Annotated in this window: 20 protein-coding genes; 14 read left to right on the top strand and 6 right to left on the bottom strand. The window is 62.2% G+C overall.

Annotated elements, in window-relative coordinates; translation table 11 throughout:
• Positions 1-2: 2 nt before the first annotated feature.
• On the bottom strand, positions 3-728 hold the full coding sequence (gene cysZ / locus AC07OF_RS13915; RefSeq protein ID WP_342623255.1) for a sulfate transporter CysZ: 726 nt from the start codon (positions 726-728) through the stop codon (positions 3-5).
• A 266-nt stretch (positions 729-994) separates the two neighbouring features.
• Here cysZ and AC07OF_RS13910 point away from each other — a divergent pair, with 266 nt between their 5' ends.
• Entirely contained in the window at positions 995-1,594 is a 600-nt protein-coding gene (locus AC07OF_RS13910; protein ID WP_010223549.1) for a peroxiredoxin, read from the top strand.
• A gap of 135 nt (positions 1,595-1,729) precedes the next feature.
• On the top strand, positions 1,730-2,686 hold the full coding sequence (gene trxB, locus AC07OF_RS13905; RefSeq protein ID WP_133216765.1) for a thioredoxin-disulfide reductase: 957 nt from the start codon (positions 1,730-1,732) through the stop codon (positions 2,684-2,686).
• Positions 2,687-2,828: 142 nt separating this feature from the next.
• Here the strand turns inward: trxB and hpaA are convergent, their stop codons facing one another.
• A complete protein-coding gene (gene hpaA, locus AC07OF_RS13900) occupies positions 2,829-3,728 on the bottom strand; it encodes a 4-hydroxyphenylacetate catabolism regulatory protein HpaA (protein ID WP_157192058.1) in 900 nt (299 codons plus the stop codon).
• A 26-nt stretch (positions 3,729-3,754) separates the two neighbouring features.
• A complete protein-coding gene (gene hpaR / locus AC07OF_RS13895) occupies positions 3,755-4,177 on the bottom strand; it encodes a homoprotocatechuate degradation operon regulator HpaR (protein WP_157192057.1) in 423 nt (140 codons plus the stop codon).
• 232 nt (positions 4,178-4,409) lie between these two features.
• Here hpaR and AC07OF_RS13890 point away from each other — a divergent pair, with 232 nt between their 5' ends.
• The 11 genes from AC07OF_RS13890 to AC07OF_RS13840 all read left to right on the top strand — a co-directional run bounded on the left by AC07OF_RS13890 (position 4,410) and on the right by AC07OF_RS13840 (position 16,196).
• Positions 4,410-5,066, top strand: coding sequence for a fumarylacetoacetate hydrolase family protein (locus AC07OF_RS13890; RefSeq protein WP_495073015.1), 657 nt, complete (start codon positions 4,410-4,412; stop codon positions 5,064-5,066).
• Between the two features lie 10 nt (positions 5,067-5,076).
• Complete coding sequence (locus AC07OF_RS13885) at positions 5,077-5,841, top strand: fumarylacetoacetate hydrolase family protein (RefSeq protein ID WP_157192055.1); 765 nt, start codon at positions 5,077-5,079, stop codon at positions 5,839-5,841.
• Positions 5,842-5,865: 24 nt separating this feature from the next.
• Positions 5,866-7,326: a 5-carboxymethyl-2-hydroxymuconate semialdehyde dehydrogenase gene (gene hpaE / locus AC07OF_RS13880; protein WP_157192054.1), complete on the top strand. Its 1,461-nt coding sequence runs from the start codon at positions 5,866-5,868 to the stop codon at positions 7,324-7,326.
• Positions 7,327-7,443: 117 nt separating this feature from the next.
• Positions 7,444-8,367, top strand: a complete 924-nt coding sequence (hpaD, locus tag AC07OF_RS13875) for a 3,4-dihydroxyphenylacetate 2,3-dioxygenase (protein WP_157192053.1) — start codon at positions 7,444-7,446, stop codon at positions 8,365-8,367.
• Between the two features lie 72 nt (positions 8,368-8,439).
• Positions 8,440-8,850, top strand: coding sequence for a 5-carboxymethyl-2-hydroxymuconate isomerase (locus tag AC07OF_RS13870; RefSeq protein ID WP_495073014.1), 411 nt, complete (start codon positions 8,440-8,442; stop codon positions 8,848-8,850).
• An 8-nt stretch (positions 8,851-8,858) separates the two neighbouring features.
• Positions 8,859-9,662 (top strand): 2-oxo-hept-4-ene-1,7-dioate hydratase, encoded by an 804-nt coding sequence (hpaH, locus tag AC07OF_RS13865; RefSeq protein WP_495073013.1) that lies wholly within the window; start codon positions 8,859-8,861, stop codon positions 9,660-9,662.
• Between the two features lie 23 nt (positions 9,663-9,685).
• Entirely contained in the window at positions 9,686-10,489 is an 804-nt protein-coding gene (hpaI, locus tag AC07OF_RS13860) for a 4-hydroxy-2-oxoheptanedioate aldolase (RefSeq protein ID WP_495073012.1), read from the top strand.
• 232 nt (positions 10,490-10,721) lie between these two features.
• Entirely contained in the window at positions 10,722-11,657 is a 936-nt protein-coding gene (locus tag AC07OF_RS13855; protein ID WP_495073011.1) for a cyclase family protein, read from the top strand.
• Between the two features lie 230 nt (positions 11,658-11,887).
• On the top strand, positions 11,888-13,432 hold the full coding sequence (locus AC07OF_RS13850) for a CHASE2 domain-containing protein (RefSeq protein ID WP_495073010.1): 1,545 nt from the start codon (positions 11,888-11,890) through the stop codon (positions 13,430-13,432).
• Positions 13,433-13,446: 14 nt separating this feature from the next.
• On the top strand, positions 13,447-14,376 hold the full coding sequence (locus AC07OF_RS13845; RefSeq protein ID WP_495073009.1) for a hypothetical protein: 930 nt from the start codon (positions 13,447-13,449) through the stop codon (positions 14,374-14,376).
• Positions 14,373-16,196 (top strand): caspase family protein, encoded by a 1,824-nt coding sequence (locus AC07OF_RS13840; RefSeq protein WP_495073008.1) that lies wholly within the window; start codon positions 14,373-14,375, stop codon positions 16,194-16,196. Before AC07OF_RS13845 ends, AC07OF_RS13840 begins: the two co-directional genes overlap by 4 nt.
• Before the next feature lie 75 nt (positions 16,197-16,271).
• Here the strand turns inward: AC07OF_RS13840 and AC07OF_RS13835 are convergent, their stop codons facing one another.
• The 3 genes from AC07OF_RS13835 to AC07OF_RS13825 are packed head-to-tail and all read right to left on the bottom strand — an operon-like array spanning position 16,272 to position 20,394.
• Positions 16,272-17,624: an MFS transporter gene (locus tag AC07OF_RS13835; RefSeq protein WP_495073007.1), complete on the bottom strand. Its 1,353-nt coding sequence runs from the start codon at positions 17,622-17,624 to the stop codon at positions 16,272-16,274.
• Between the two features lie 53 nt (positions 17,625-17,677).
• A complete protein-coding gene (locus AC07OF_RS13830) occupies positions 17,678-19,213 on the bottom strand; it encodes a class I adenylate-forming enzyme family protein (protein WP_495073006.1) in 1,536 nt (511 codons plus the stop codon).
• Positions 19,214-19,215: 2 nt separating this feature from the next.
• Entirely contained in the window at positions 19,216-20,394 is a 1,179-nt protein-coding gene (locus AC07OF_RS13825) for an acetyl-CoA acetyltransferase (RefSeq protein WP_495073005.1), read from the bottom strand.
• Between the two features lie 149 nt (positions 20,395-20,543).
• Here AC07OF_RS13825 and AC07OF_RS13820 point away from each other — a divergent pair, with 149 nt between their 5' ends.
• A complete protein-coding gene (locus AC07OF_RS13820) occupies positions 20,544-21,116 on the top strand; it encodes a LuxR C-terminal-related transcriptional regulator (protein ID WP_400172364.1) in 573 nt (190 codons plus the stop codon).
• Positions 21,117-21,210: the final 94 nt, after the last annotated feature.

Below are 21,210 nucleotides of genomic sequence, written 5' to 3'. Positions count from 1 at the left end.
GGTCAGCGCTCGCGCACCCAGAACAACGTGGCGCCCGCCACCGCAGCCGGCATCATCAGGATGTTGACGAAGGGAATCATCAACGCCAGGTAGGTGATGCCGCCAAAACCCAGGCTCTGCCAGCGCTTTTCGCGCAGCCAGGCGAGCATGTCTTGCCAGCTCATCTTGTGGTTGTCAGCCGGGTAGTCGATGTACTGGATGGCCATCATCCAGATGCCGAACAGCAGCCACAACGGGGCGGCGATAATGTTGATCACCGGGATCAGCGAGAGAACGAACAGCGCTAGCGCGCGGGGCAGGAAATACCCCAGCTTGCGCATTTCGCGGCCCAGGGTGCGCGGCACCATGGCCATCAGTTCGGCCCAGCTGAACGCCGGGAAGTCATCGGTGCCACGCACCACCACTTCGACCTTTTCCGCCAGAAAACCATTGAACGGCGCGGCAATGATGTTGGCGAGCATGGTGAAGGTGAAGAACACCATCAGCGCTACCAGCGCCACGAACAGCGGCCACAGCACATAATTGAGAAAACTCAGCCAGCTCGGCAGGCTGGGCATCAGCGAATCGACCCAGAGGCTGAACTGATGACCGGCAAAATAGATCAGGCCGACGAACAGCAGCAGGTTGACTGCCAGCGGCAGCAACACGAACAGGCGCAGGCTCGGGCTCAGGACCAGTTTCAGTCCTTCGCGCAGGTACTGAGGGCCAGAGAGGACAGGGGCTTGCATAGAGGGCTCCGGGTAAAGGCAAACGCGCTGACCTTACCGAGTTTGAGCGCCTGACGAAAGCGCGGCGCAAGCCGGGACACGGGCTGTAACAAAAGCTCGGCAGGCTGCGAGGCATACCTTCATAGACAAACGGCCGTCGTCCCGGGAGATGAATAGAGGCGGCCTATAAGGTGGATTGTCTAAGGATATTTCCTTAATCTCTGCGGCCTCGCTAAAGTGCGCACATCTTTTCAACGCCTTCGAATTCTAATCTTCAAGGAGTTTTCATGAGCATTCTGGTCAACAAGCAAGCCCCTGATTTCGATGCGGCGGCGGTACTGGGCGACGGTTCGATCGTCGACAGCTTCAAGCTTTCTTCGCTGCGCGGCAAATATGTCGTGCTGTTCTTCTGGCCGCTGGACTTCACCTTTGTCTGCCCGTCGGAAATCATTGCCCACAACAACCGCATGGACAAATTCCGTGAGCTGGGTGTGGAAGTGGTCGGCGTCTCGATCGACTCGCAGTTCACCCACCACGCCTGGCGCAGCACGCCGGTCGAGAAGGGCGGGATCGGCGCAGTCGAGTTCACCATGGTTGCCGACGTCAAGCACGAGATCACCCGTGCCTACGGTATCGAGCACGATGACGGCGTAGCACTGCGTGCCTCGTTCCTGATCGACCAGCAAGGCGTGGTTCAGCATCAGGTGGTCAACAACCTGCCGCTGGGTCGTGAAGTCGACGAGATGATCCGTCTGGTCGAAGCCCTGCAGTTCACCGAACAGCACGGTGAAGTCTGCCCGGCCGGCTGGCGCCCAGGCCAGAAAGGCATGAAGGCTGACGCCAAGGGCGTTGCCGACTACCTGGCGGAAAACGCTGCCAGCCTGTAAGGCTCAGGCTTAACGATTTTCAGAACCTGCGGCCAAAAGCCTTCCCCAAGTGCTTCGCAGGTTCTTTTTTATTCCAGCCGGCGATCCCGGCGTTACCGGACTGGCCAGTGAGTGCCAGCCCGAGAGGAGTGTGACATGTCTGAAGTACGTCATTCGCGAGTGATTATCCTCGGTTCCGGCCCTGCCGGTTACAGCGCTGCGGTCTACGCTGCGCGTGCCAACCTCAAGCCGCTGCTGATCACCGGCATGCAGGCTGGCGGTCAGCTGACCACCACCACCGAAGTCGACAACTGGCCGGGCGATGCCCACGGCCTGACCGGCCCGGCGCTGATGCAACGTATGCAGGAACACGCCGAGCGCTTCGAGACCGAAGTGGTGTTCGACCACATCAACGCCGTTGACCTGGCCAGCAAGCCGTACACCCTCAAAGGCGACAGCGCCACCTACACCTGCGATGCGCTGATCATCGCCACCGGTGCCAGCGCTCGTTACCTGGGCCTGCCGTCGGAAGAAGCGTTCATGGGCAAAGGCGTTTCCGCTTGCGCCACCTGCGACGGCTTCTTCTATCGCAACAAGCCGGTGGCAGTCGTTGGTGGTGGTAACACTGCCGTCGAAGAGGCGCTGTATCTGGCCAACATCGCCAGCAAGGTCACCCTGGTGCACCGCCGCGAGACCTTCCGCGCCGAGAAGATCCTGATCGACAAGCTCAACGCCCGTGTGGCTGAGGGCAAGATCGAGCTGAAACTCAACGCTACTCTGGACGAAGTACTGGGCGACGACATGGGCGTCACCGGTGCACGCCTGAAGAACAACGACGGCAGCTTCGATGAAATCAAGGTTGACGGTGTGTTCATCGCCATCGGCCACACCCCGAACACTTCGCTGTTCGAAGGCCAGCTGACCCTCAAGGACGGCTACCTGGTGGTCAACGGCGGCCGTGACGGCAACGCCACCGCCACCAACGTTGAAGGTGTGTTTGCCGCAGGCGACGTGGCTGACCACGTTTACCGTCAGGCCATCACCTCGGCCGGTGCCGGCTGCATGGCGGCGCTGGATGTCGAGCGTTACCTGGATGGTCTGCAGAACGCCTGATTCTGATAGACCCTATCGCGGGGCAAGCCCGCTCCCACAGGCGCTATGTACCCTGTGGGAGCGGGCTTGCCCCGCGATGGCGGACGGTCAGCCGCATCGCATCGCGGGGCAAGCCCGCTCCCACCGGGTGGGTGAGTATTCTTTAGCTGGCGCGGCTACGCAGCCGATATTCCCCCGGCGTCACCCCTGCATGGCGGGTAAAAAATCGGCTGAAATAAGCCGGGTCCTTGAACCCGAGCTGGTAGCAGATCTCATTCACCGTACTCCCGGTGAACAGCAAAAGCCGCTTGGCCTCCTGCATCAGCCGCTCGAACACCAGGCGTTTGGACGGCATATCGGCAATACGCCGGCAAACATCATTCAGGCGCGCCTCGGTAACCCCCAGCAATTGCGCATAACGGCTCAGCGGCAAATGCTCGAGGTAATGCGCCTCGATGTGCAGATTGAAGCGCTGGAAAATGTGCAAGTCTTCGCTGCGTGACGACTGCGCCGTCAACGACCGCGCCGACAAGCGCAGCAAGCTGATAAAAATCAGCCGAGTCAGCGCTTCCAGGCTCAAGGCGCGCCCGGGCTGGCTGCCCGCGAATTCACTGCGCAATTGATCGAACAGCAGATTCAGGCGTGCCACCTCATCGGCATACGCCTCATCCAGATCCCCCACCGCCACGCAGATCGGCGCAATACGCGCGCCAGCGGCCAGCCCCACGCTTTCTTCCAGCAGCGGCCAGACCAACTGCTGACTGACCGTCAGCACATGGCCGTCACTGTGCGCATCGGTGACAAAGGCGTGAGGAATGGTCGGCGGCGTGAGGAAGAACATCGGCCCTTCCTGCAGGTAGCGCTGATCATCGAGGTACACCCGCACCGTGCCGCTCTTGACGTAATGCACCTGGAAAAAGCGGTCATGGCGGTGCACCGGCATGTTACGGCCGAAGAAATCCGCCAGCTTGCCCAACGCCTCGTAGTGCACCTGGGCATCGGCATAACGCTGATCGTAGGCCTGGCCAATATGGATGTTGGGGATGGGCGGCCGCACTGCCATCAGCACTACTCACTCTAGGTTGGCGGTCAGTACTTGAGCTGCTTCAACTCATTGAGCAAGCCAAGCAGCAGCTGCAGCTTGTCTTCGCCGAACTGCTCAAGAATACGCTGGTAATTGCGCTCCATATCCTCGCTCATCGACACGAAGCACTGCTGGCCCTTCTCCGTCAGCCCCACATGCACGCGGCGCTGGTCTTGCGGCGAACGCCAGCGACGCACCAGGCCGTCACGCTCCATACGCGTCAACACACCGGTCATGCTCGGCTTGAGGATGCAGGCCTGCTCGGCCAGCTGATAGCTCTCCAGCTCACCGTTCTGGCGCAGGATGCGGATGATCCGCCATTGCTGCTCGGTCAGGCCGTGCTGATTGAGCGATGGACGAAAAAAACCCATGGCCGCTTCACGGGCCTGCAGCAGGGTCAATGTCAGTGAGGGACGAGGTACAGGCATAGGGAAAACGGCGCTCCGGCCAAATAAAGAAAACACTGAACGATTTAAGCAACAACGTTGAGCCGACGCAAACCGGCGTTCTCAAGTCATGTGAGGGGATCCATGGCTTGACCATCGTTAACATATTAATTATAACATTAGCATGTTAACAATTTCCCGGCGATTGCCCTCCCCACAGAGCATCGTCACCGCTATCAACTGGGGACTGCCCAGCCTGATCCAGGAGTGAAGCATGCGTCGCGCCACCAGCGAAATCGCCACAGGCAGCCTGTTCGGCATTGCCTTGAACTACCAAGGCCTGCTGCAAAGCCGTCTGGCCGAGTTCAATCAGCCACCCTATCAGCAACCACCGCTCAAGCCGGTGCTGTTCATCAAGACCCCCAACACCCGTAACGGCGATGGCCAACCGGTAGTCATGCCAAGCGGCGAACGCTTGCAACCAGGCCCGGCGCTGGGTGTGGTAATCGGCAAAGACGCCAGCCGCGTCAGTGCCGAGCAGGCCTTCGAGTACGTGGCCGGTTATGTGATCGTCAACGAGTTCAGCCTGCCGGAAGACAGCTACTACCGCCCTGCGGTGAAAGCCAAATGCCGTGACGGTTTCTGCGCGTTGAGCAGCGAAGTGGTTGCCGTCAGCGAAGTGGCCGACCCGCACAACCTGACCCTGAGCTTGCTGGTCAACGGCCAGCTGCGCCAGGAAAACACCACCGCCAACTTCGTGCGCAGCATCCCCCAGCTGATCGCCGAACTCAGCGAATTCATGACCCTGCACGCCGGCGATGTGCTGATCACCGGCACCCCGGAAGGCCGCGTCGATGTGCAGCCAGGCGACCAGGTGGTCGTCGAAATCAGCGGCCTGGGCCGCCTGACCAACACCGTTGTGGCGGAATAAGGAGACAGTCATGAAACACGCCCGCATCCGCTACGAGAATCAGGTTCACCGCGTCACCGTTGAAGCCGACAACGCCGTGCGCCTGGCAGACGGCCGCTTGCTCGCTGAAAACGCCGTGCAATGGCTGCCGCCTGCCGAAGGCAGCATGTTCGCCCTCGGCCTGAACTACGCCGACCACGCCGCCGAACTGGCCTTCAAGGCGCCGACCGAGCCGCTGGCATTCATCAAGTCGCCCGGCACCTACACCGGCCACAACCAGGTCACCTGGCGCCCGGACAACGTCAAATACATGCACTACGAGTGCGAACTGGTGGCGGTGATCGGCAAGCCGGCACGCAACGTCAAGCGCGAGGATGCCCTGAGCTACCTGGCCGGCTACACGGTGTGCAACGACTACGCCATCCGCGACTACCTGGAAAACTACTACCGCCCCAACCTGCGGGTGAAGAACCGCGACTGCACCACGCCGGTCGGCCCGTGGATCGTCGATGCCGCCGATGTACCCGATCCCTCGCAACTCAAGCTGCGCACCTGGATCAATGGCGAGCTGAAGCAGGAAGGCAGCACCGCCGACATGATCTTCGACATCCCCTACCTGATCGAATACTTCTCCAGCTTCATGACCCTGCAGCCGGGCGACATGATCGCCACCGGTACGCCCGAGGGCCTGGCCGACGTCGTCCCGGGCGATGAAGTGGTGGTGGAAGTGGAAGGCGTTGGCCGCCTGGTCAACCGCATCGTCAGCGAAAGCGAATTCTTTGCCGCCCGCGGCTAACCCGGAACAACAGAGGCAAGCAAGATGATCAAGCATTGGATCAACGGTCAGGAAGTCGAAAGCCAGGACGTCTTCACCAACTACAACCCGGCCACCGGCGAAGCCATCGGTGAAGTGGCCAGCGGCGGCGCCGAGGAAATCAACCTGGCCGTGGCAGCCGCCAAGGAAGCCTTCCCGAAGTGGGCCAACACCCCGGCCAAGGAACGCGCCAAACTGATGCGCAAACTCGGCGAGCTGATCGAGCAGAACGTGCCGCAGCTGGCCGAGCTGGAAACCCTCGACACCGGCCTGCCGATCCACCAGACCCGCAATGTGCTGATCCCGCGCGCCTCGCACAACTTCGACTTTTTCGCCGAGGTCTGCACACGCATGGACGGCCACAGCTATCCGGTCGACGACCAGATGCTCAACTACACCCTGTACCAGCCGGTTGGCGTGTGTGGCCTGGTGTCGCCATGGAACGTGCCGTTCATGACCGCCACCTGGAAGACCGCGCCGTGCCTGGCCCTGGGCAACACTGCGGTGCTGAAGATGAGCGAACTGTCGCCGCTGACCGCCAACGAGCTGGGACGTCTGGCACTGGAAGCCGGGATTCCACCGGGCGTACTCAACGTAGTGCAAGGTTACGGCGCCACCGCTGGTGATGCCCTGGTACGCCACCCGGATGTTCGCGCCATCTCGTTCACCGGCGGCACCGCTACCGGGCGCAAGATCATGCAGACTGCTGGCCTGAAAAAATACTCGATGGAACTGGGCGGCAAGTCGCCGGTGCTGATCTTCGATGATGCCGACCTCGATCGTGCCCTCGATGCCGCGCTGTTCACCATCTTCTCGCTGAACGGCGAACGCTGCACCGCCGGCAGCCGCATCTTCATCCAGGAAACCGTCTACGACCAGTTCGTCGCCGAATTCGCCGCCCGCGCCAAACGCCTGATTGTCGGCGACCCGACCGACCCGAAAACGCAAGTCGGCTCGATGATCACCCAGGCGCACTACGACAAGGTCACCGGCTACATCAAGATCGGCATCGAAGAAGGCGCCAGCCTGCTCGCCGGTGGCCTGGAGCGCCCGGCCAACCTGCCGACGCACTTGGCCAAAGGCCAGTTCATCCAGCCGACGGTGTTCGCCAACGTCGACAACAAGATGCGCATCGCCCAGGAAGAAATCTTCGGCCCGGTGGTGTGCCTGATCAAATTCAAGGACGAAGCCGAAGCCCTGCGCCTGGCCAACGACACCGAATACGGCCTGGCCTCGTACATCTGGACCCAGGACATCGGCAAGGCACATCGCCTGGCCCGCGGCATCGAAGCCGGCATGGTGTTCATCAACAGCCAGAACGTACGCGACCTGCGTCAGCCGTTCGGTGGTGTGAAAGGCTCGGGCACCGGTCGTGAAGGCGGCGAATACAGCTTCGAGGTGTTCGCCGAAATCAAGAACGTGTGCATTTCCATGGGCAGCCACCACATCCCGCGCTGGGGCGTGTGACGTACGGCTCGCAAGAGTGACCCGACCGGGTTTATAACCCGGTAAGGGTCGCCAGTTTCCTGCGTGCAGACCAATCACAAGAATCAGGCCCCTGCGGGCCACGCGAGGAGAAGTACCATGGGCAAAGTTGCTCTGGCCGCCAAAGTCACCCACGTACCGTCGATGTACCTGTCCGAACTGCCTGGCCCGCGCCAGGGCTTTCGCAAAGCAGCCATCGACGGCCATATCGAGATCAGCCGCCGTTGCCGCGAGCTGGGCGTGGACACCATTGTCGTGTTCGACACCCACTGGCTGGTGAACGCCAACTACCACATCAACTGCGGCCCGCACTTCAAGGGGCTGTACACCAGCAACGAGCTGCCGCACTTCATCAGCAACATGGAATACGAGTTCCCCGGCAACCCGGCGCTGGGCAAGATCCTCGCCGAGGCGTGCAATGCCTTCGGGGTGGAAACCATGGCCCACGATGCCACTACCCTGGCGCCGGAGTACGGCACCCTGGTACCGATGCGCTATATGAACGCCGACCAGCATTTCAAGGTCATCTCGGTGTCGTCGCTGTGCACCTCGCACTACCTGAACGACAGCGCCCGCCTCGGCTGGGCCATGCGCAAGGCGGTCGAGGAACAGTACGACGGCACCGTGGCCTTCCTCGCCAGCGGCTCGCTGTCGCACCGTTTTGCCCAGAACGGCCAGGCGCCGGAGTTTGCCACCAAGATCTGGAGCCCGTTCCTGCAGAACCTCGACGAACGCGTGATCCAGATGTGGGAAAACGCCGAGTGGGAGGACTTCTGCGCGATGTTGCCGGAGTACGCGGCCAAAGGGCATGGCGAAGGTTTCATGCATGACACCGCCATGTTGCTGGGCGCGTTGGGCTGGTCGAAGTATGACGCCAAGGCCGAAGTGCTGACCCCCTACTTCGCCGCCTCCGGTACCGGGCAAATCAACGCCGTGTTCCCGGTAACGCCACAGGATGGCTCGAGCCTGCCGCCAGCCCAGGCGTCCAACCCGGCCGACGTGGTGTCTACCAGCCGGCTCTGATCAACGCTTCGCACAGGTGCCGCCTCCGCCTGGGAGCGGCCCTGCTGCGGGTCATCACGCAGGATAACCACCATGCCTCACCTGGTACTGCTCTACACCCCCGAACTCGAACAGCAAGCGGATATGCCCGGCCTGTGCCGGGCCCTGGCCGACAGCATGCTGCAGCAGCGTGACGAAAGCGGCAAAGCCGTGTTTCCCATCGGCGGCACCCGTGTTCTGGCCTATCCCGCAGCGCACTGCGCGGTGGCCGATGGCAAGGGTGACTACGGTTTTCTCTACGCCAACCTGCGCATGGGCGCGGGACGCAGCGCGGCCGTGCACAAGACGGTCGGCGACAGCCTGCTCGCGGTGCTACGCGCCTACCTCGACGACATCCTGCAGCAACGTCCGCTGGGCATCACCCTGCAGATCGACGAAAGCCCCGGCCAGGTCTACGACGGCAAGCACAGCAGTCTACACCCCCTGTTCAACAAGACTTCCTGAGGTTTCACATGCTTGACGCCACTCTCATCCAGCAGGCCGCTGCCCGTCTCGACGCTGCCGAACGCTCACGTGAACAGGTACGCCAGTTCTCCCTCGACTACCCCGCCATCACCATCGAAGACGCCTACGCCATCCAGCGCGCCTGGGTGGCCGCGAAGATCAACAGCGGGCGCAAACTGGTCGGCCACAAGATCGGCCTGACCTCGCGTGCCATGCAGGTGTCGTCGAACATCACCGAGCCCGACTACGGCGCCCTGCTCGATGACATGCTGTTCGACGAAGGCAGCGACATTCCGTTTGAGCGCTTCATCGTGCCACGGGTGGAAGTCGAGCTGGCGTTCATCCTCGGCAAACCGCTGAAAGGGCCGAACGTGACGGTCTTCGACGTGCTCGATGCCACGGAATGGGTGATCCCGGCGCTGGAAATCATCGACGCGCGCATCCAGCAGATCGACCCGCACACCAAGGCCACCCGCAAGGTGTTCGACACCATCTCCGACAACGCCGCCAATGCCGGTGTGGTCATGGGCGGTCGTGCTGTACGGCCGACCGAAATCGATCTACGCAAAGTACCGGCGGTGCTCTATCGCAATGGCGTGATCGAAGAGTCCGGGGTTTCCGCCGCCGTCCTCAACCACCCGGCCAAGGGGGTAGCGTGGCTGGCGAACAAGCTGGCGCCTTACGACGTCACTCTTGAGCCGGGCCAGATCATCCTCGGCGGCTCCTTCACCCGCCCGGTCGCTGCCAATCCCGGTGACACCTTCCACGTCGACTACGACATGCTCGGCAGCATCGCCTGCCGTTTCGTCTGAGCCCACTTGCGAGAAGCACTGCTATGGATATGCCCGTCAACACCTTCAAACAACGGCTGCAATCAGGCGAGGCACAGATTGGTTTGTGGCTTGGCCTGGCCGACCCTTATTGCGCAGAACTGGCGGCCAATGCCGGTTTCGACTGGCTGCTGATCGACGGCGAACACGCGCCCAACGACCTGCGCGGCCTGCTCGGTCAGTTGCAGGCGGTGGCGCCCTACGCTTCGCAAGCGATCATCCGCCCGGTGATCGGCGATACCGCGCTGATCAAACAGATCCTCGACATCGGCGCCCAGACCTTGCTGGTACCGATGGTGGAAAGCGCCGAGCAAGCCCGCGAGCTGGTGCGCGCCATTCACTATCCACCGAGCGGTGTGCGTGGGGTCGGCAGCGCCCTGGCCCGCGCCTCGCGCTGGAACAGCATCCCCGGGTACCTGGATCAGGCTGACGAGCAGATGTGTTTGCTGGTGCAGATCGAAAACCTTGAAGGCCTGGCCAGGCTGGATGAGATTGCCGCGGTCGAAGGGGTGGATGGTGTGTTCATCGGCCCCGCCGACCTCAGCGCCGCCATGGGTCATCGCGGCAACCCCGGCCACCCGCAGGTACAGGCCGTCATTGAAGATGCCATTGTGCGGATTCAAAAGGCGGGTAAAGCGGCGGGCATCCTCAGTGCTGATCAGAAGCTGGCACGTCGTTACATTGAGCTGGGTGCCAGATTCGTTGCCGTCGGCGTTGACACCACGGTGCTGATGCGTGGCCTGCAGACCCTGGCCGCCGACTTCAAGGACAAAGCGCCACCGCCTACCAGTGGTGGTGGCGTGTACTGATCGCCTGTAGGAGCGGATTTATCCGCGATGGGGCGCGTAGCGGCCCTAAAGATGGGCCTGCTACGCAGTCCATCGCGGCGGTCCGGCGCCCCGGTGAATCCGCTCCTACACCAGCGCATCCGGTCGAAACGCGTCATCCGTGCTGCCCAGGCAAAACTCATTGTCTGCCAGGCCGCTTTTTCCCCTCCTTCACCTTGTCCAGAATCGGCCCACCCTTTTTCAGGAACGACCGATGAAACAGCTCAAGCCCCTGCTCCTGGCCACCGCCCTCGCCGCCATCACCCACACCGCCCTCGCCTCTGACTGGTACCCTTCCGCTTACGGCGCCAACGACGAAATCGGCGCCGCCAACCTGCTCACCGCGGACGTGGTAAAAAAAGCCATCGGCCTGGTCAACACCGGCAAGACCTACTCCCTGGGCGTCGCCGTCAGCAAAGACCTGCCCGCCTTCCGCCACCGCAGCTTCCACCTCTACAACGTCCAGCCGGGTGAACAGGCCGGGCAGACCATGGGGACAAACAAGTTCAGCTTCAACGACGAACTGGTCAACGGCTGGACCGGCGTCGGCACCCAGCTCAACGGCATCGGCCATATCGGCATCGACAACGTCTACTACAACGGCAACAAGGCCGCCGACTTCGTCACGGTCGAAGGGGTAACCAAGCTCGGCATCGAAAAAGTCCCGCCCATGGTCACCCGCGGCGTGGTCCTGGACATGACTGCGCACTACGGCAAAGCCATCGTCCCCGGCGGCACGGCATTCAGCGTCGATGACGTCAAGGCGGTGCTGAAGAAACAAGGCATCACCCTGCGTAAAGGCGACGTGGTGCTGTTCAACACCGGTTGGCTGGAGTTGATCGGCAAAGACAATCAGCAGTTCCTTGCCACCGAGCCTGGCATCGATATGCCGGCGGCGCAGTGGCTGGCAGATCAGGGGATTGTCGCCTTTGGCGGTGATACCTGGGCGTCGGAGGTTTACCCGAATCCGTCAGGGGAAGAGTTTCCGGTGAACCAGTTCATGCTGGCCAAGCGCGGGATCTACAACCTGGAGCTGATCGATACGCGAGCGTTGGTGCGGGACAAGGCTTTCGAGTTTCTGTTTGTGTTGGGGCAGCCGTTGTACAAAGGGTCGACCCAGGTGAATGTGAATCCGGTGGCGATTCGCTGAGCTGATGGCGATTCGGCGCCATTCGCGCCCGACCCACGCTGACCGCCCGTCGGTCGAGAAAATGGCTGGCATACAGCCATGAGCCATACTCAGGCATGGCTGTAGTTGCTCGCAAGAGCATCGCCAACACCGCTTAGGCAAGGTGCGGACTGGATTGGCGAATGGCTCTCCTTGCGAGCATTCGCACCTCGTTCGCCCCTGGAAACCCGTTGGCTAGCCTGGGGCTCACGATGAAAAGGCTGAGCATTTCTGACCCGCGTGATGCGCTCGCACATGTTCTTCCACGCTGGTTCAGGCATGCGCTGGTCAAGGCCCTGACGGGCCTGTGCCTTGGGCTCATCACTGCGGTGACGCTGGTGTATCTCAGTCAACAGGTGTTCCCGGGGGTCCAGGCCTACGGCGAAGACCTGGGTTTGCGGGTGAGCCTGTATTTCGAGCGCGTGGCCAGTAGTACCTCCGGTGTGGTGCCACCCAGAAGCGACAGCGACCGCTATGGCTATGTCTTCCTTGACGTCGATCCCGAGCCGACTAACGTGGGGCTCACTGCTGCGCAGCACCCTTCGCCTTCAGAGCACGCCTGCGCGGCATATACCGAGGCGCGGCACTCTCGTATCACGGACACGACGCCCCCCGAACAACCGCTCGACTGCAGCTCGGCACGGCCTCTGAACCGCCACCTTCTAGCAGCCATCGTCCGAGAGTTGCAACGGCGCCAGGCCAGGCTGGTGATTCTCGACCTGGTGCTGGCGCGGGAGTCCGGGATTGTCAACGCAGACGAAGATCAGGCGCTACAGACCGCGCTGAAACAGGTCGGCACCTCAATGCCCGTACTCTTCGCCGGCCCCTATGAGATGCAACCGACGACAGCAACCGGGCAGCCCGGTCCCGTTCAGTTGGTCATGCCCTTGTTGATCGAAGACAACCAGGCCGCCAACCTGCACCCGGCGGTCGCCCTGCCTGTGCCGGGTCAGCCTTTGCGTCGCTACCCAAAATGTCTGCGTCAGGCAGGCCTGACAGCGTCGTTGCCGAGCCTGCCCTACCTGGCAGCCATGGTCCTGGTGGCCGACGGCGCTACATGCGAGCAGAGCGCCGCAAGCCGACGTGACAACGCACCGCGCATTGTCTTCAGCCTGCCCTCGCAAAGCAGTCATCTGGATGATCTGAATGCACCAGGTCGGGCACATCAGGCAATTTATCGCGGGCGTTACGACCGTTGCCTGGCGACGCACTTCTGGAACAGCGAGACCTCACTCTGCGCTCAAGCCGCGACCTACCACGACAAAGTGGTGGTCATCGGCGTGTCCAATCCCTTGCGCCGGGACCGGCACTACACCCCGCTGGGCGACATGGCCGGCCCGGAGGTGGTCATCAATGCGGTGCGCAGCTTCGTGGCTTACCCGCAACAACACGACAAGAGCCTAGCTCAGCTGATCAGCAAAAAATGCCTGATCGTGGCGGCCTGCTTCGTGCTCTGGCTCCTGTACTTCAGCGTTCGCTGTCGCTGCTTCCCCGAGCAAGGCCGCGAGTCGCGATCGCTGCTGGCCGTCGGTTGGCGCGCATTGCTGGTGGGCCTGGCCTTTATCGCGACACTGTTACTGGTGCTGCTGCTGGCGTTCTCACTCTCATTCGACAGTGACGCGCCGACGCCCTCGCTGGACGTGCTGATACCGGTACTGGCCATTGCCATCGACGAATACGTCGAGCAGGTGCATCGCCTCGTCCGCGGGGTCGAGCACCAGCTGGAAAAGCTGCTTTGCCTCTCCCCCCACCCCTGACCCGGAGGCCCGCCATGCACAAATCCCTGCCTGTGTCCCGTCTCAGTCTGCTGTGCCTGTTGATCGCCCCGGTGCCGCTTCAAGCCGAGCCGTTACCCTGCCCGGATGGCTGGCTGAGCGTCAGATCACGGATCAACCACCTGACCCCGGCCAACGCCCAACTGAGCGTCTACCGGGCAGGGAGCCAGACGACACAGCCCGCCACGGTTGGCAGCGTACTGTGTGAAGGCGATAGCCTGCTGTTTGCGCCAGGCAGCGAAGCGGCTCAAGTGGAACTGTTCGAAGCCGGAAAGCTGCTGATCTGGGACGCACGCCGCGGCCCCTACAACGTACCCGCCGGGGCCAAGGCCAGTCTGGGCGCGGCAGCGGCCTATCTGAATGCCCTGTTCGAGGGCGCCAGCGACATGGGGCCGACACTGCAAAGAGCGGACCCGACCCACGGTCGCGGCACGGAAGAGGTTGTCGCAGTAGGCCTCAGAGCCATCATGCCGTTGTACGGCTTGCCGCGCCAAGCACTGGTCGCCGGTACCGAACCTGTGCTCGCCTGGCACAACGGTGTCGGCCCCTGGCGCTGCAACTGGCTGTCGTTTGACGGCGAACTATTGCTGCGCGGCGAAGCGGTCGACACCGTTCAATGCACTGTGCCACCAACCCCCAACGCCGCGGCGGCCCTGGAGGTCCTCGACGCGCGCGGCACCAGTCTGATCTGGCAGATCGACCTGGTGCCCCAGACCAGGCTGCCCCGCCCAGACTGGGTGTCGACCGGCACACCCGTTCTAGACCTCGAGCACCGTGCCGCCTGGGCCATCTGGCTGTGGCGCGAAGGCGGCCCGGCCTGGCGCTTGCAGGCGCTGGCCATGCTCAACGAAACGCGGCAGAACTGGCTGGCCGGCTGGTTACTCGCCGGCATCCTCGCCGAAACCCCTCAGGTGGCCGCCAAATGAAAATCACGACCCTGCTGATGCTGGCCTTGCTCCTGCTCTGCGCCGGCGCTCGGGGCGATCCTGCGGCACCAAGCAGCAAGCGGGTGGCGATGATCGTCGCCAACGCCAACTACACCAATCCGCTTGATCGTCTGACCGGCCCATTACGTGACGCCGAAACCCTGCGCCAGACACTGAGTCAACTGGGCTTCACCCTCGAACTACGGGAAAACGTCGATCTCGAAGGGCTGAACAACGCGCGCAAAGACTTCCAGAGCCAACTTCTGCAAGCCGGTCCAAATGCACTCGGACTGTTCTACTACGCCGGCCACGGCGGCGCCCCGGCGAGCGGCAACGACAACTACCTGATACCGGTGGAGGTGGCCTCCATCAGCACACTGGACTTCCAGCAACAAGCCTTGAGCCTTGGCGACCTGCTCAAGCCACTGCGCATCACTCGACCGCCAGGTGCTACCGTGATTGTCGTCATCGACGCCTGTCGCACCCTGGAAGCCCCCACCGGTCGCGGCGCCCCGGGCCAGTCAGCGCCCGGCGGGACTGCGGTGGTCCCACAAACGGCGGCACTGAGCGAGCCCGATTCCGGCTTCCTGGTAGCCCTGTCCACCAGTCAGGGCCTACCGGCCTCCGACGACGGCACCTATGCCCGCACCTTGGCCGCCAAATTGTCGACGCCGGGGCTGACCGTGTCGCAAGTGTTCGACGAGGTGCGCTACAGCTTTCAGGCCAGCACCACCAATACGCAACTGCCGGTGGCGGTGTCCAAGCTAGAAAAAATCTGCCTGGTCAGTTGTGACGCAACCCTCAAGTCCGATCACCTCAATGTGCTGTTGGAGGCTTCGCGCAGTTTCTCCCGTGGCGAGATCGGCCAGAGCGCCGCACTGACGGCGTTAATCAGCGAGGGGCGGACCTTCGAACGATCAGAGTTTTTCCAGGGCATGACCTTTGGCAAGGGCGCTCAGTTGTCGAAACTCAAGGCCAGCGGCGCCAACTTCAAGGCCGCGGACATCTCCGCCAGCAACTTGTCCGATGCGGACCTCAGCGGTGCCCGCCTGCAGGCGGCTACAGCAAAAGGGAGCACATTCAATAACAGCCTGCTCGACGGCGCCTACCTGCCAATCGTCGATGCCACCGGCGCCAGCTTCGACAAGGCCAGTCTCAAGCGCACTGCCTGGCTCGGTGCCGACCTGCGTGGTGCCTCATTTCGCAACGCCGACCTGCACGGGGCGAGCTTTCGTCTGGCCGACCTGCGCGGCGCAGACTTCTCTGAAGCCCAGTTGAACGATGTTTCGTTCAACGGCGCAGACTTGCGCGGCAGTCACTTCGACGGTGCAACCTTCGCCAATACCAACCTCCACGGGGCGCTGGCCGAACCCGGTGCCCTTGCTCCGGCCCAACGTCAAGCCAGTTGCGCCACAGCAGATGGCCATGGTGGTATTCAACTGGTCATGGTGGTCAAGGACGTCGGCGCCTATGGACGCAAATTCCTCGAACTGGATTACCGACAACCCGGAATCGGTTGGAAGGTTCCCGACCAATCCCTTCCCCCTTGCGCAAAAATCGATTCCCAGTCGTTGCCTGACAATTATGAAAGCCGCAACGATGGCACGCCGCTTTTCAGTATCCGCTTTCCGGAGGACATGCTGGAACAGTCCGACAACAAGAGTGAGCTCTATGCACGCCTCAAACAGAGGCTGTTCAGCAGCATCCTGGAACGCATGCGCGCCGCACATGAAATGGGCTGGTCTCTGCATTGTCCGTTTGCCTACGACTTCAGCGGCGACTGCAAGGCCATGGAAGCTCAGGGGATGAAGTTCGAGTGAAGGCAGCGTCAGGTTTCCGGTAGGGTCCAGGACGCCGCCCTGACGCCGCCCTGGTTGGTGTGATGCCGCACCCGCTCAGTTGTGAATAGGTCGAGCTACAACACCCAGGTTCGAGTTCTGTGATGCGGGCTCCACCTCCCCCGCACCACGGCACGCCACAAAATCCTCCTTACGCAACACCACCAAGGCAATCAGCGAAACGATCCCGGTACCGATGTAGAAGTACCACGGCGAGGTAATATCCCCCGTCTGCTGAATCAGCCAGGTCGAAATCAACGGTGCACTGCCGCCAAACACCGCCACCGGAATGTTGTACGCCACGGCAATCCCGGTAGAGCGAATCCGCGTAGGCAACAGCTCACTCATGGTCGCGTAGGTCGACGACGCGTACAGCCCGAACAGAATCGCCACCGCCATCAGCGGCCAGAAGAACGAGGCCGGCGTGGCAGTCGGTGCAGCTTTGAAGAACCAGTACATCGCCAGCGTCGCCAACACCCCCACCACCATCAGGAAGGGTTTGCGCCCGTAACGGTCGGTGAACATCCCACCAAAGGGCATGACGAACGCTGCCGAGAGGCTGGCGATGAACACGTAGAGCAGCGTGGTGCCACTGTCGAACTTGAGGATGCGCGACATGTAGGTCGAGGCGAAAGTCAGCACCAGATAGAAGATCGAGCTGTGCAGGGTAATGATGAAGAACACCAGGGCAATCGCCCGCTTCCACTGCCAGACTTCACGCAGCGGCGCCTTGGAGGTTTCCCCTGCTTTCTGCAGGGCAAGGAACTCCGGGCTGTCTTCCAGCTTGAGGCGGATGTACATGGAGATCAGGCCCATGGGGCCGGCCACCAGGAAGGGAATGCGCCAGCCCCAGTCCTGCATCATCTCGGCACCCAGCGCCCAGGTCATACCATTGGCAACCACGCCGCCGAGCACCAACCCCAACACCGCAGTGACCATCAGCCAGCAGGTGGAAAAACCCCGGCGCCCCGGCCCTGCGTACTCGGAAATAAAGCTGGTGATGGTGCCGATCTCGCCACCGGCAGAAAAGCCCTGCACGCAGCGAATCAACACCAGCAGGATCGGTGCGGCAATGCCGATGGAGGCATAGGTCGGCAACATGCCCAACAAGCAGGTGGACCCCGCCATCATCACCAGCACGGTGATCAGGGTTTTGCGCCGGCCGATCTTGTCAGCCAATGGCCCGAAGAACAGCCCGCCCAAGGGACGGATAAAGAAGCTCAAGGCAAACGCGGCAAAGCTGCTGAGCAGGCTGGTGGTCGGGTCATCGGAGACGAAGAACGCCTGACCGATATACACCGCCAGAAAGCCGTACACGCCATAGTCGTACCATTCGATAAGGTGCCCGGAAGTTGCGCCAATAAACGCGCGCCGCCGTTGCCGGGCCGGGTTGTGCTGATGAGTTGCCATAGCAGTATTCCTGTCTTGTTCTTATTGATGGAAAACAGTCCTGGGGACGCGCTTCACGAAACAGCGGCAGTGCTTGCGGCCTCCTTGAGCCAGTGACGCAGTTCGGTCTTGAGGACCTTGCCGTAACTGTTTTTCGGCAGCTCGGCGAGGAACACATACTTCTTCGGTTTCTTGAACGAGGCCATGCGCTCGAGGAACCAGGCGGTCAGGGCGCGCTCATCGAGCAGGCGGTCGTCACGGACAACCACAAAGGCCACCACCGACTCGCCCCACTCGGCATCGGCCTCTCCGACCACGCACACTTCGAACACTTCGGGGTGCAGGGCCAGCACTTCCTCCACCTCACGCGGGTACACGTTGCTGCCGCCGGAGATGATCACGTCCTTGCAGCGGTCAGTGAGGGTCAGGTAACCCTGATCATCGAGGTAGCCGATGTCGCCGGTGAGCAGCCAGCCATCGACCAACGCCTCGCGGCTGGCCGCTTCGTTACGCCAGTAACCGTGCATCACCGTCGGGCCGCGCACGGCGATCTGGCCGGGCTGCCCGACTGCCAACGGACGCCGTTCGGCATCGAGCACGCGCACATCCACAGCGGAATGCGCCAGCCCCACCGAGGAGGCAATACGTGTCCAGTCCGCGCGCTGACGATCGGCAATCACTTCACGCGGCAAGGCGCTGATGGTCATCGGGCTTTCGCCCTGGCCGTAGATCTGCACCAGACGCGGGCCGAAGGTGTCCAGCGCATCCTGCAGATCCGCCAGGTACATCGGCGCGCCGCCGTAGACAATGGTCTTGATCCCCTCACCGGCATACCCCGTCACCCGCGCCTGCTCGACCATGCGTTTGACCATGGTCGGCGCAGCGAACATCGAGACATCACCGAGCCGGGTGGCAAGCTCGAACACTTCCTCAGCCTTGAAGCCACGCGACTCCGGCACCACATGGCGAGCGCCGCAACGCACATGAATGAAGTTGTACAGCCCGGCGCCGTGGGACATCGGCGCGGCATACAGCACCGCCTCGTTGCCGCTGAGCGCATCGACATCCAGCGGATAACACAGCGACATCGCCACCAGGTTGCCGTGGGACAGCATCACCCCCTTGGAGCGCCCGGTAGTGCCGGAGGTATAGAACAGCCAGGCCAGGTGATCGGCGTTGCAGGTGTACGGCGTTGCCAGTGCGTCACCGACGCGCTCCAGCACTCGCCCAAGGCCGGCCTGCTCGCGGCAGTTGTCAGCCAGCTCACCGGGGGCAAACGCCTGGCCGTCATCGGTGAACACCAGCCGCGCCTGGGCGTTATCGACAATCCAGCCGGCCTCACTGCGGTGCAGCTTGCAGTTGATCGGCACCACCACGGCACCGATCCACCACACGGCGTACATCAGCTCCAGGTACTCGCAGCAGTTCTTCATGAACAGCGCCACGCGATCACCCGGTTCAACCCCGTGCTCATGGATCAGTTGATAGGCCAGGCCACACACGTTGGCGGCGAAGGTCTGGTAGTCGGCAATCTGCTGTTGTCCAGCAAACAGCGCCGGGCGTTCAGGCCAACGCTGGGCGGCGGCTTGCAACCAGTTGGCAATATTCAAACTTACGCCCTCCGCGCCTGAAGCACCGAGGCGTAGTTGGCCACCGCCATGCCGCCCATGTTGAACAGCAGCCCGAATTCGGCGTTCGGCGCTGCCAGCCCGATCGGCTTGCCGGTCAGTTGGCCGAACGCCAGGGCATGCATCGACACCCCCGTCGCGCCCACCGGATGCCCTTTGGCCTTGAGCCCGCCGGAGAGGTTCACCGGCAACTTGCCGCCATGCTGGACAATTCCCTCCTCCAGCGCGCGATGGCCCTGCCCTTGCGGGGCCAGGCCCATGGCTTCATAGATCAGCAACTCGGCGATGGTGAAGCAGTCATGCACCTCGGCAAAATCCAGGTCGTCCAACGTTACCTGAGCTTTGCCCAAGGCTGACTGGATCGCCCGCTGCGGCCCTTCAAAGGCAAGCAGGTTGCGCTGCGACAGCGGCAGAAAATCGTTGACCTGGACCATGCCCTTGATCGCCACTTCTCGACGGAACTGGCGGGCACGCTTGGCCGACGCCAGCACAATCGCCGCCGCACCATCGGTAACCAGCGAACAGTCGGTCAATCGCAGTGGCTTGGCGATATAGGGATTGCTCTCGGACACCGTATTGCAGTGCTCGAAACTCATCACCTTGTGCATCTGCGCCAAAGGGTTGGCCATGGCATTAGCGTGGTTCTTCGCGGCAATTGCGGCCATGGCCGACAGCGGGCTCTGGTACAGCTGCTCGTACTGCGCGGCCGCCAGCCCGAACAACTGCGGAAAACTCAGCCCGGCTTCTTCCGCATCATGCTGATACCCCGCCCCGGCCAAAGCCTTGGTCACTTGTACGGTGGAGTTAGAGGTCATCTTCTCCGCCCCGACTACCAGCACCAGCTCGGCGCTGCCGGACAAAATCGCATTGATCCCCGCCTGAATCGCCGCCGAGCCTGAAGCACAAGCATTCTCGCAGCGAGTGGCCGGCTTGAAGCGCAACGCGGGATCGGCCTGCAGCATCAACGAGGCCGGAAAGCCGTCTGGCACCAGCCCCGAGTTGAACTGCCCGAGAAACAGCGCATCGATTTCCGACGCGGCCACCTGCGCATCGGCCAGTGCGGCGCGGGTAACATCGACAATCAGGTCTTCGAGGGTGGCATCGGTCAAGCGGCCAAAGCGCGAATGCGCGGCGGCGACGATGCTGACGGAGTCGGTAGCCATGGTTTTTATCCTTCTGGTTGAACAGGCGTTCCTTACAATGGCCCCAACCCGGAAGCCCTCGCTATTCGTGCAACTACGTATAGGGATGAGTAGCCCGAGTGATGGATACTGCGAGGCAACACATCATCAGCACGCGGGAGGCCTGCGCCATGACCGACCCAGCCCGACAACTGCAAGACCTCGAGCGCCTGGCCTTCCAGGTATCGCCAGCGCCGCAAGTGATCACCGGCAACCGCCGCATGCTCGACCTCAACGAAGCCTTCCAGAGCCTGTTCGGCTACCAGCGCGACGACCTGCTGGGCGAACTGATCCTCAAGCTCTACCCCTCACAGGCCGACTTCAACATCATCGGCGAACGCAGCCTGAGCTGGCTGCGCCATGCCAAAAACGGTGCCTACTCGGATGAGCGCTTCATGCAGCACCGCAGCGGCGAAGTGTTCTGGGCGCGGGCCAACGGCTACACCCTGACCCCGGAAGATCCGTTTCAGTTGATGGTGTGGCACTTCGAACGCATGGACCGGGTGTTCCGGCCTACGGTCAACCTCACGCCCAGAGAGCGGGAAATCTCGGCGCATATCGTCAACGGTCTGACCTGCAAGGAGATCGGGCGCAAGCTGGACATCTCGCACCGCACGGTGGAGGTGCATCGGGCGCGGTTGATGAAGAAGTTGCAGGCGAAGAACAGTGCGGAGCTGGTGTCGAAAATCATCGTATTGAACTGACGACGCCCGCCGGTTTCGGGGCTGTAGCAGCGGGAACTTCAGGTCACTGACCCAGTCTATAAAGCGCCCGAACCACCCCAGCCGAACAGCGTTT

This window comes from Pseudomonas sp. GW821-FHT10B02, assembly GCF_059415665.1.
The sequence above is the reverse complement of the archived record's forward strand: the minus strand, read 5'-3'. Positions and strand labels throughout refer to the sequence as shown.

Excerpts from the sequence above, each read along its gene's own strand:
- cysZ (WP_342623255.1), bottom strand. The coding sequence starts at position 728 with ATGCAAGCCCCTGTCCTCTCTGGCCCTCAGTACCTGCGCGAAGGACTG.
- AC07OF_RS13910 (WP_010223549.1), top strand. The coding sequence starts at position 995 with ATGAGCATTCTGGTCAACAAGCAAGCCCCTGATTTCGATGCGGCGGCG.
- trxB (WP_133216765.1), top strand. The coding sequence starts at position 1,730 with ATGTCTGAAGTACGTCATTCGCGAGTGATTATCCTCGGTTCCGGCCCT.
- hpaA (WP_157192058.1), bottom strand. The coding sequence starts at position 3,728 with ATGGCAGTGCGGCCGCCCATCCCCAACATCCATATTGGCCAGGCCTAC.
- hpaR (WP_157192057.1), bottom strand. The coding sequence starts at position 4,177 with ATGCCTGTACCTCGTCCCTCACTGACATTGACCCTGCTGCAGGCCCGT.
- AC07OF_RS13890 (WP_495073015.1), top strand. The coding sequence starts at position 4,410 with ATGCGTCGCGCCACCAGCGAAATCGCCACAGGCAGCCTGTTCGGCATT.
- AC07OF_RS13885 (WP_157192055.1), top strand. The coding sequence starts at position 5,077 with ATGAAACACGCCCGCATCCGCTACGAGAATCAGGTTCACCGCGTCACC.
- hpaE (WP_157192054.1), top strand. The coding sequence starts at position 5,866 with ATGATCAAGCATTGGATCAACGGTCAGGAAGTCGAAAGCCAGGACGTC.
- hpaD (WP_157192053.1), top strand. The coding sequence starts at position 7,444 with ATGGGCAAAGTTGCTCTGGCCGCCAAAGTCACCCACGTACCGTCGATG.
- AC07OF_RS13870 (WP_495073014.1), top strand. The coding sequence starts at position 8,440 with ATGCCTCACCTGGTACTGCTCTACACCCCCGAACTCGAACAGCAAGCG.
- hpaH (WP_495073013.1), top strand. The coding sequence starts at position 8,859 with ATGCTTGACGCCACTCTCATCCAGCAGGCCGCTGCCCGTCTCGACGCT.
- hpaI (WP_495073012.1), top strand. The coding sequence starts at position 9,686 with ATGGATATGCCCGTCAACACCTTCAAACAACGGCTGCAATCAGGCGAG.
- AC07OF_RS13855 (WP_495073011.1), top strand. The coding sequence starts at position 10,722 with ATGAAACAGCTCAAGCCCCTGCTCCTGGCCACCGCCCTCGCCGCCATC.
- AC07OF_RS13850 (WP_495073010.1), top strand. The coding sequence starts at position 11,888 with ATGAAAAGGCTGAGCATTTCTGACCCGCGTGATGCGCTCGCACATGTT.
- AC07OF_RS13845 (WP_495073009.1), top strand. The coding sequence starts at position 13,447 with ATGCACAAATCCCTGCCTGTGTCCCGTCTCAGTCTGCTGTGCCTGTTG.
- AC07OF_RS13840 (WP_495073008.1), top strand. The coding sequence starts at position 14,373 with ATGAAAATCACGACCCTGCTGATGCTGGCCTTGCTCCTGCTCTGCGCC.
- AC07OF_RS13835 (WP_495073007.1), bottom strand. The coding sequence starts at position 17,624 with ATGGCAACTCATCAGCACAACCCGGCCCGGCAACGGCGGCGCGCGTTT.
- AC07OF_RS13825 (WP_495073005.1), bottom strand. The coding sequence starts at position 20,394 with ATGGCTACCGACTCCGTCAGCATCGTCGCCGCCGCGCATTCGCGCTTT.
- AC07OF_RS13820 (WP_400172364.1), top strand. The coding sequence starts at position 20,544 with ATGACCGACCCAGCCCGACAACTGCAAGACCTCGAGCGCCTGGCCTTC.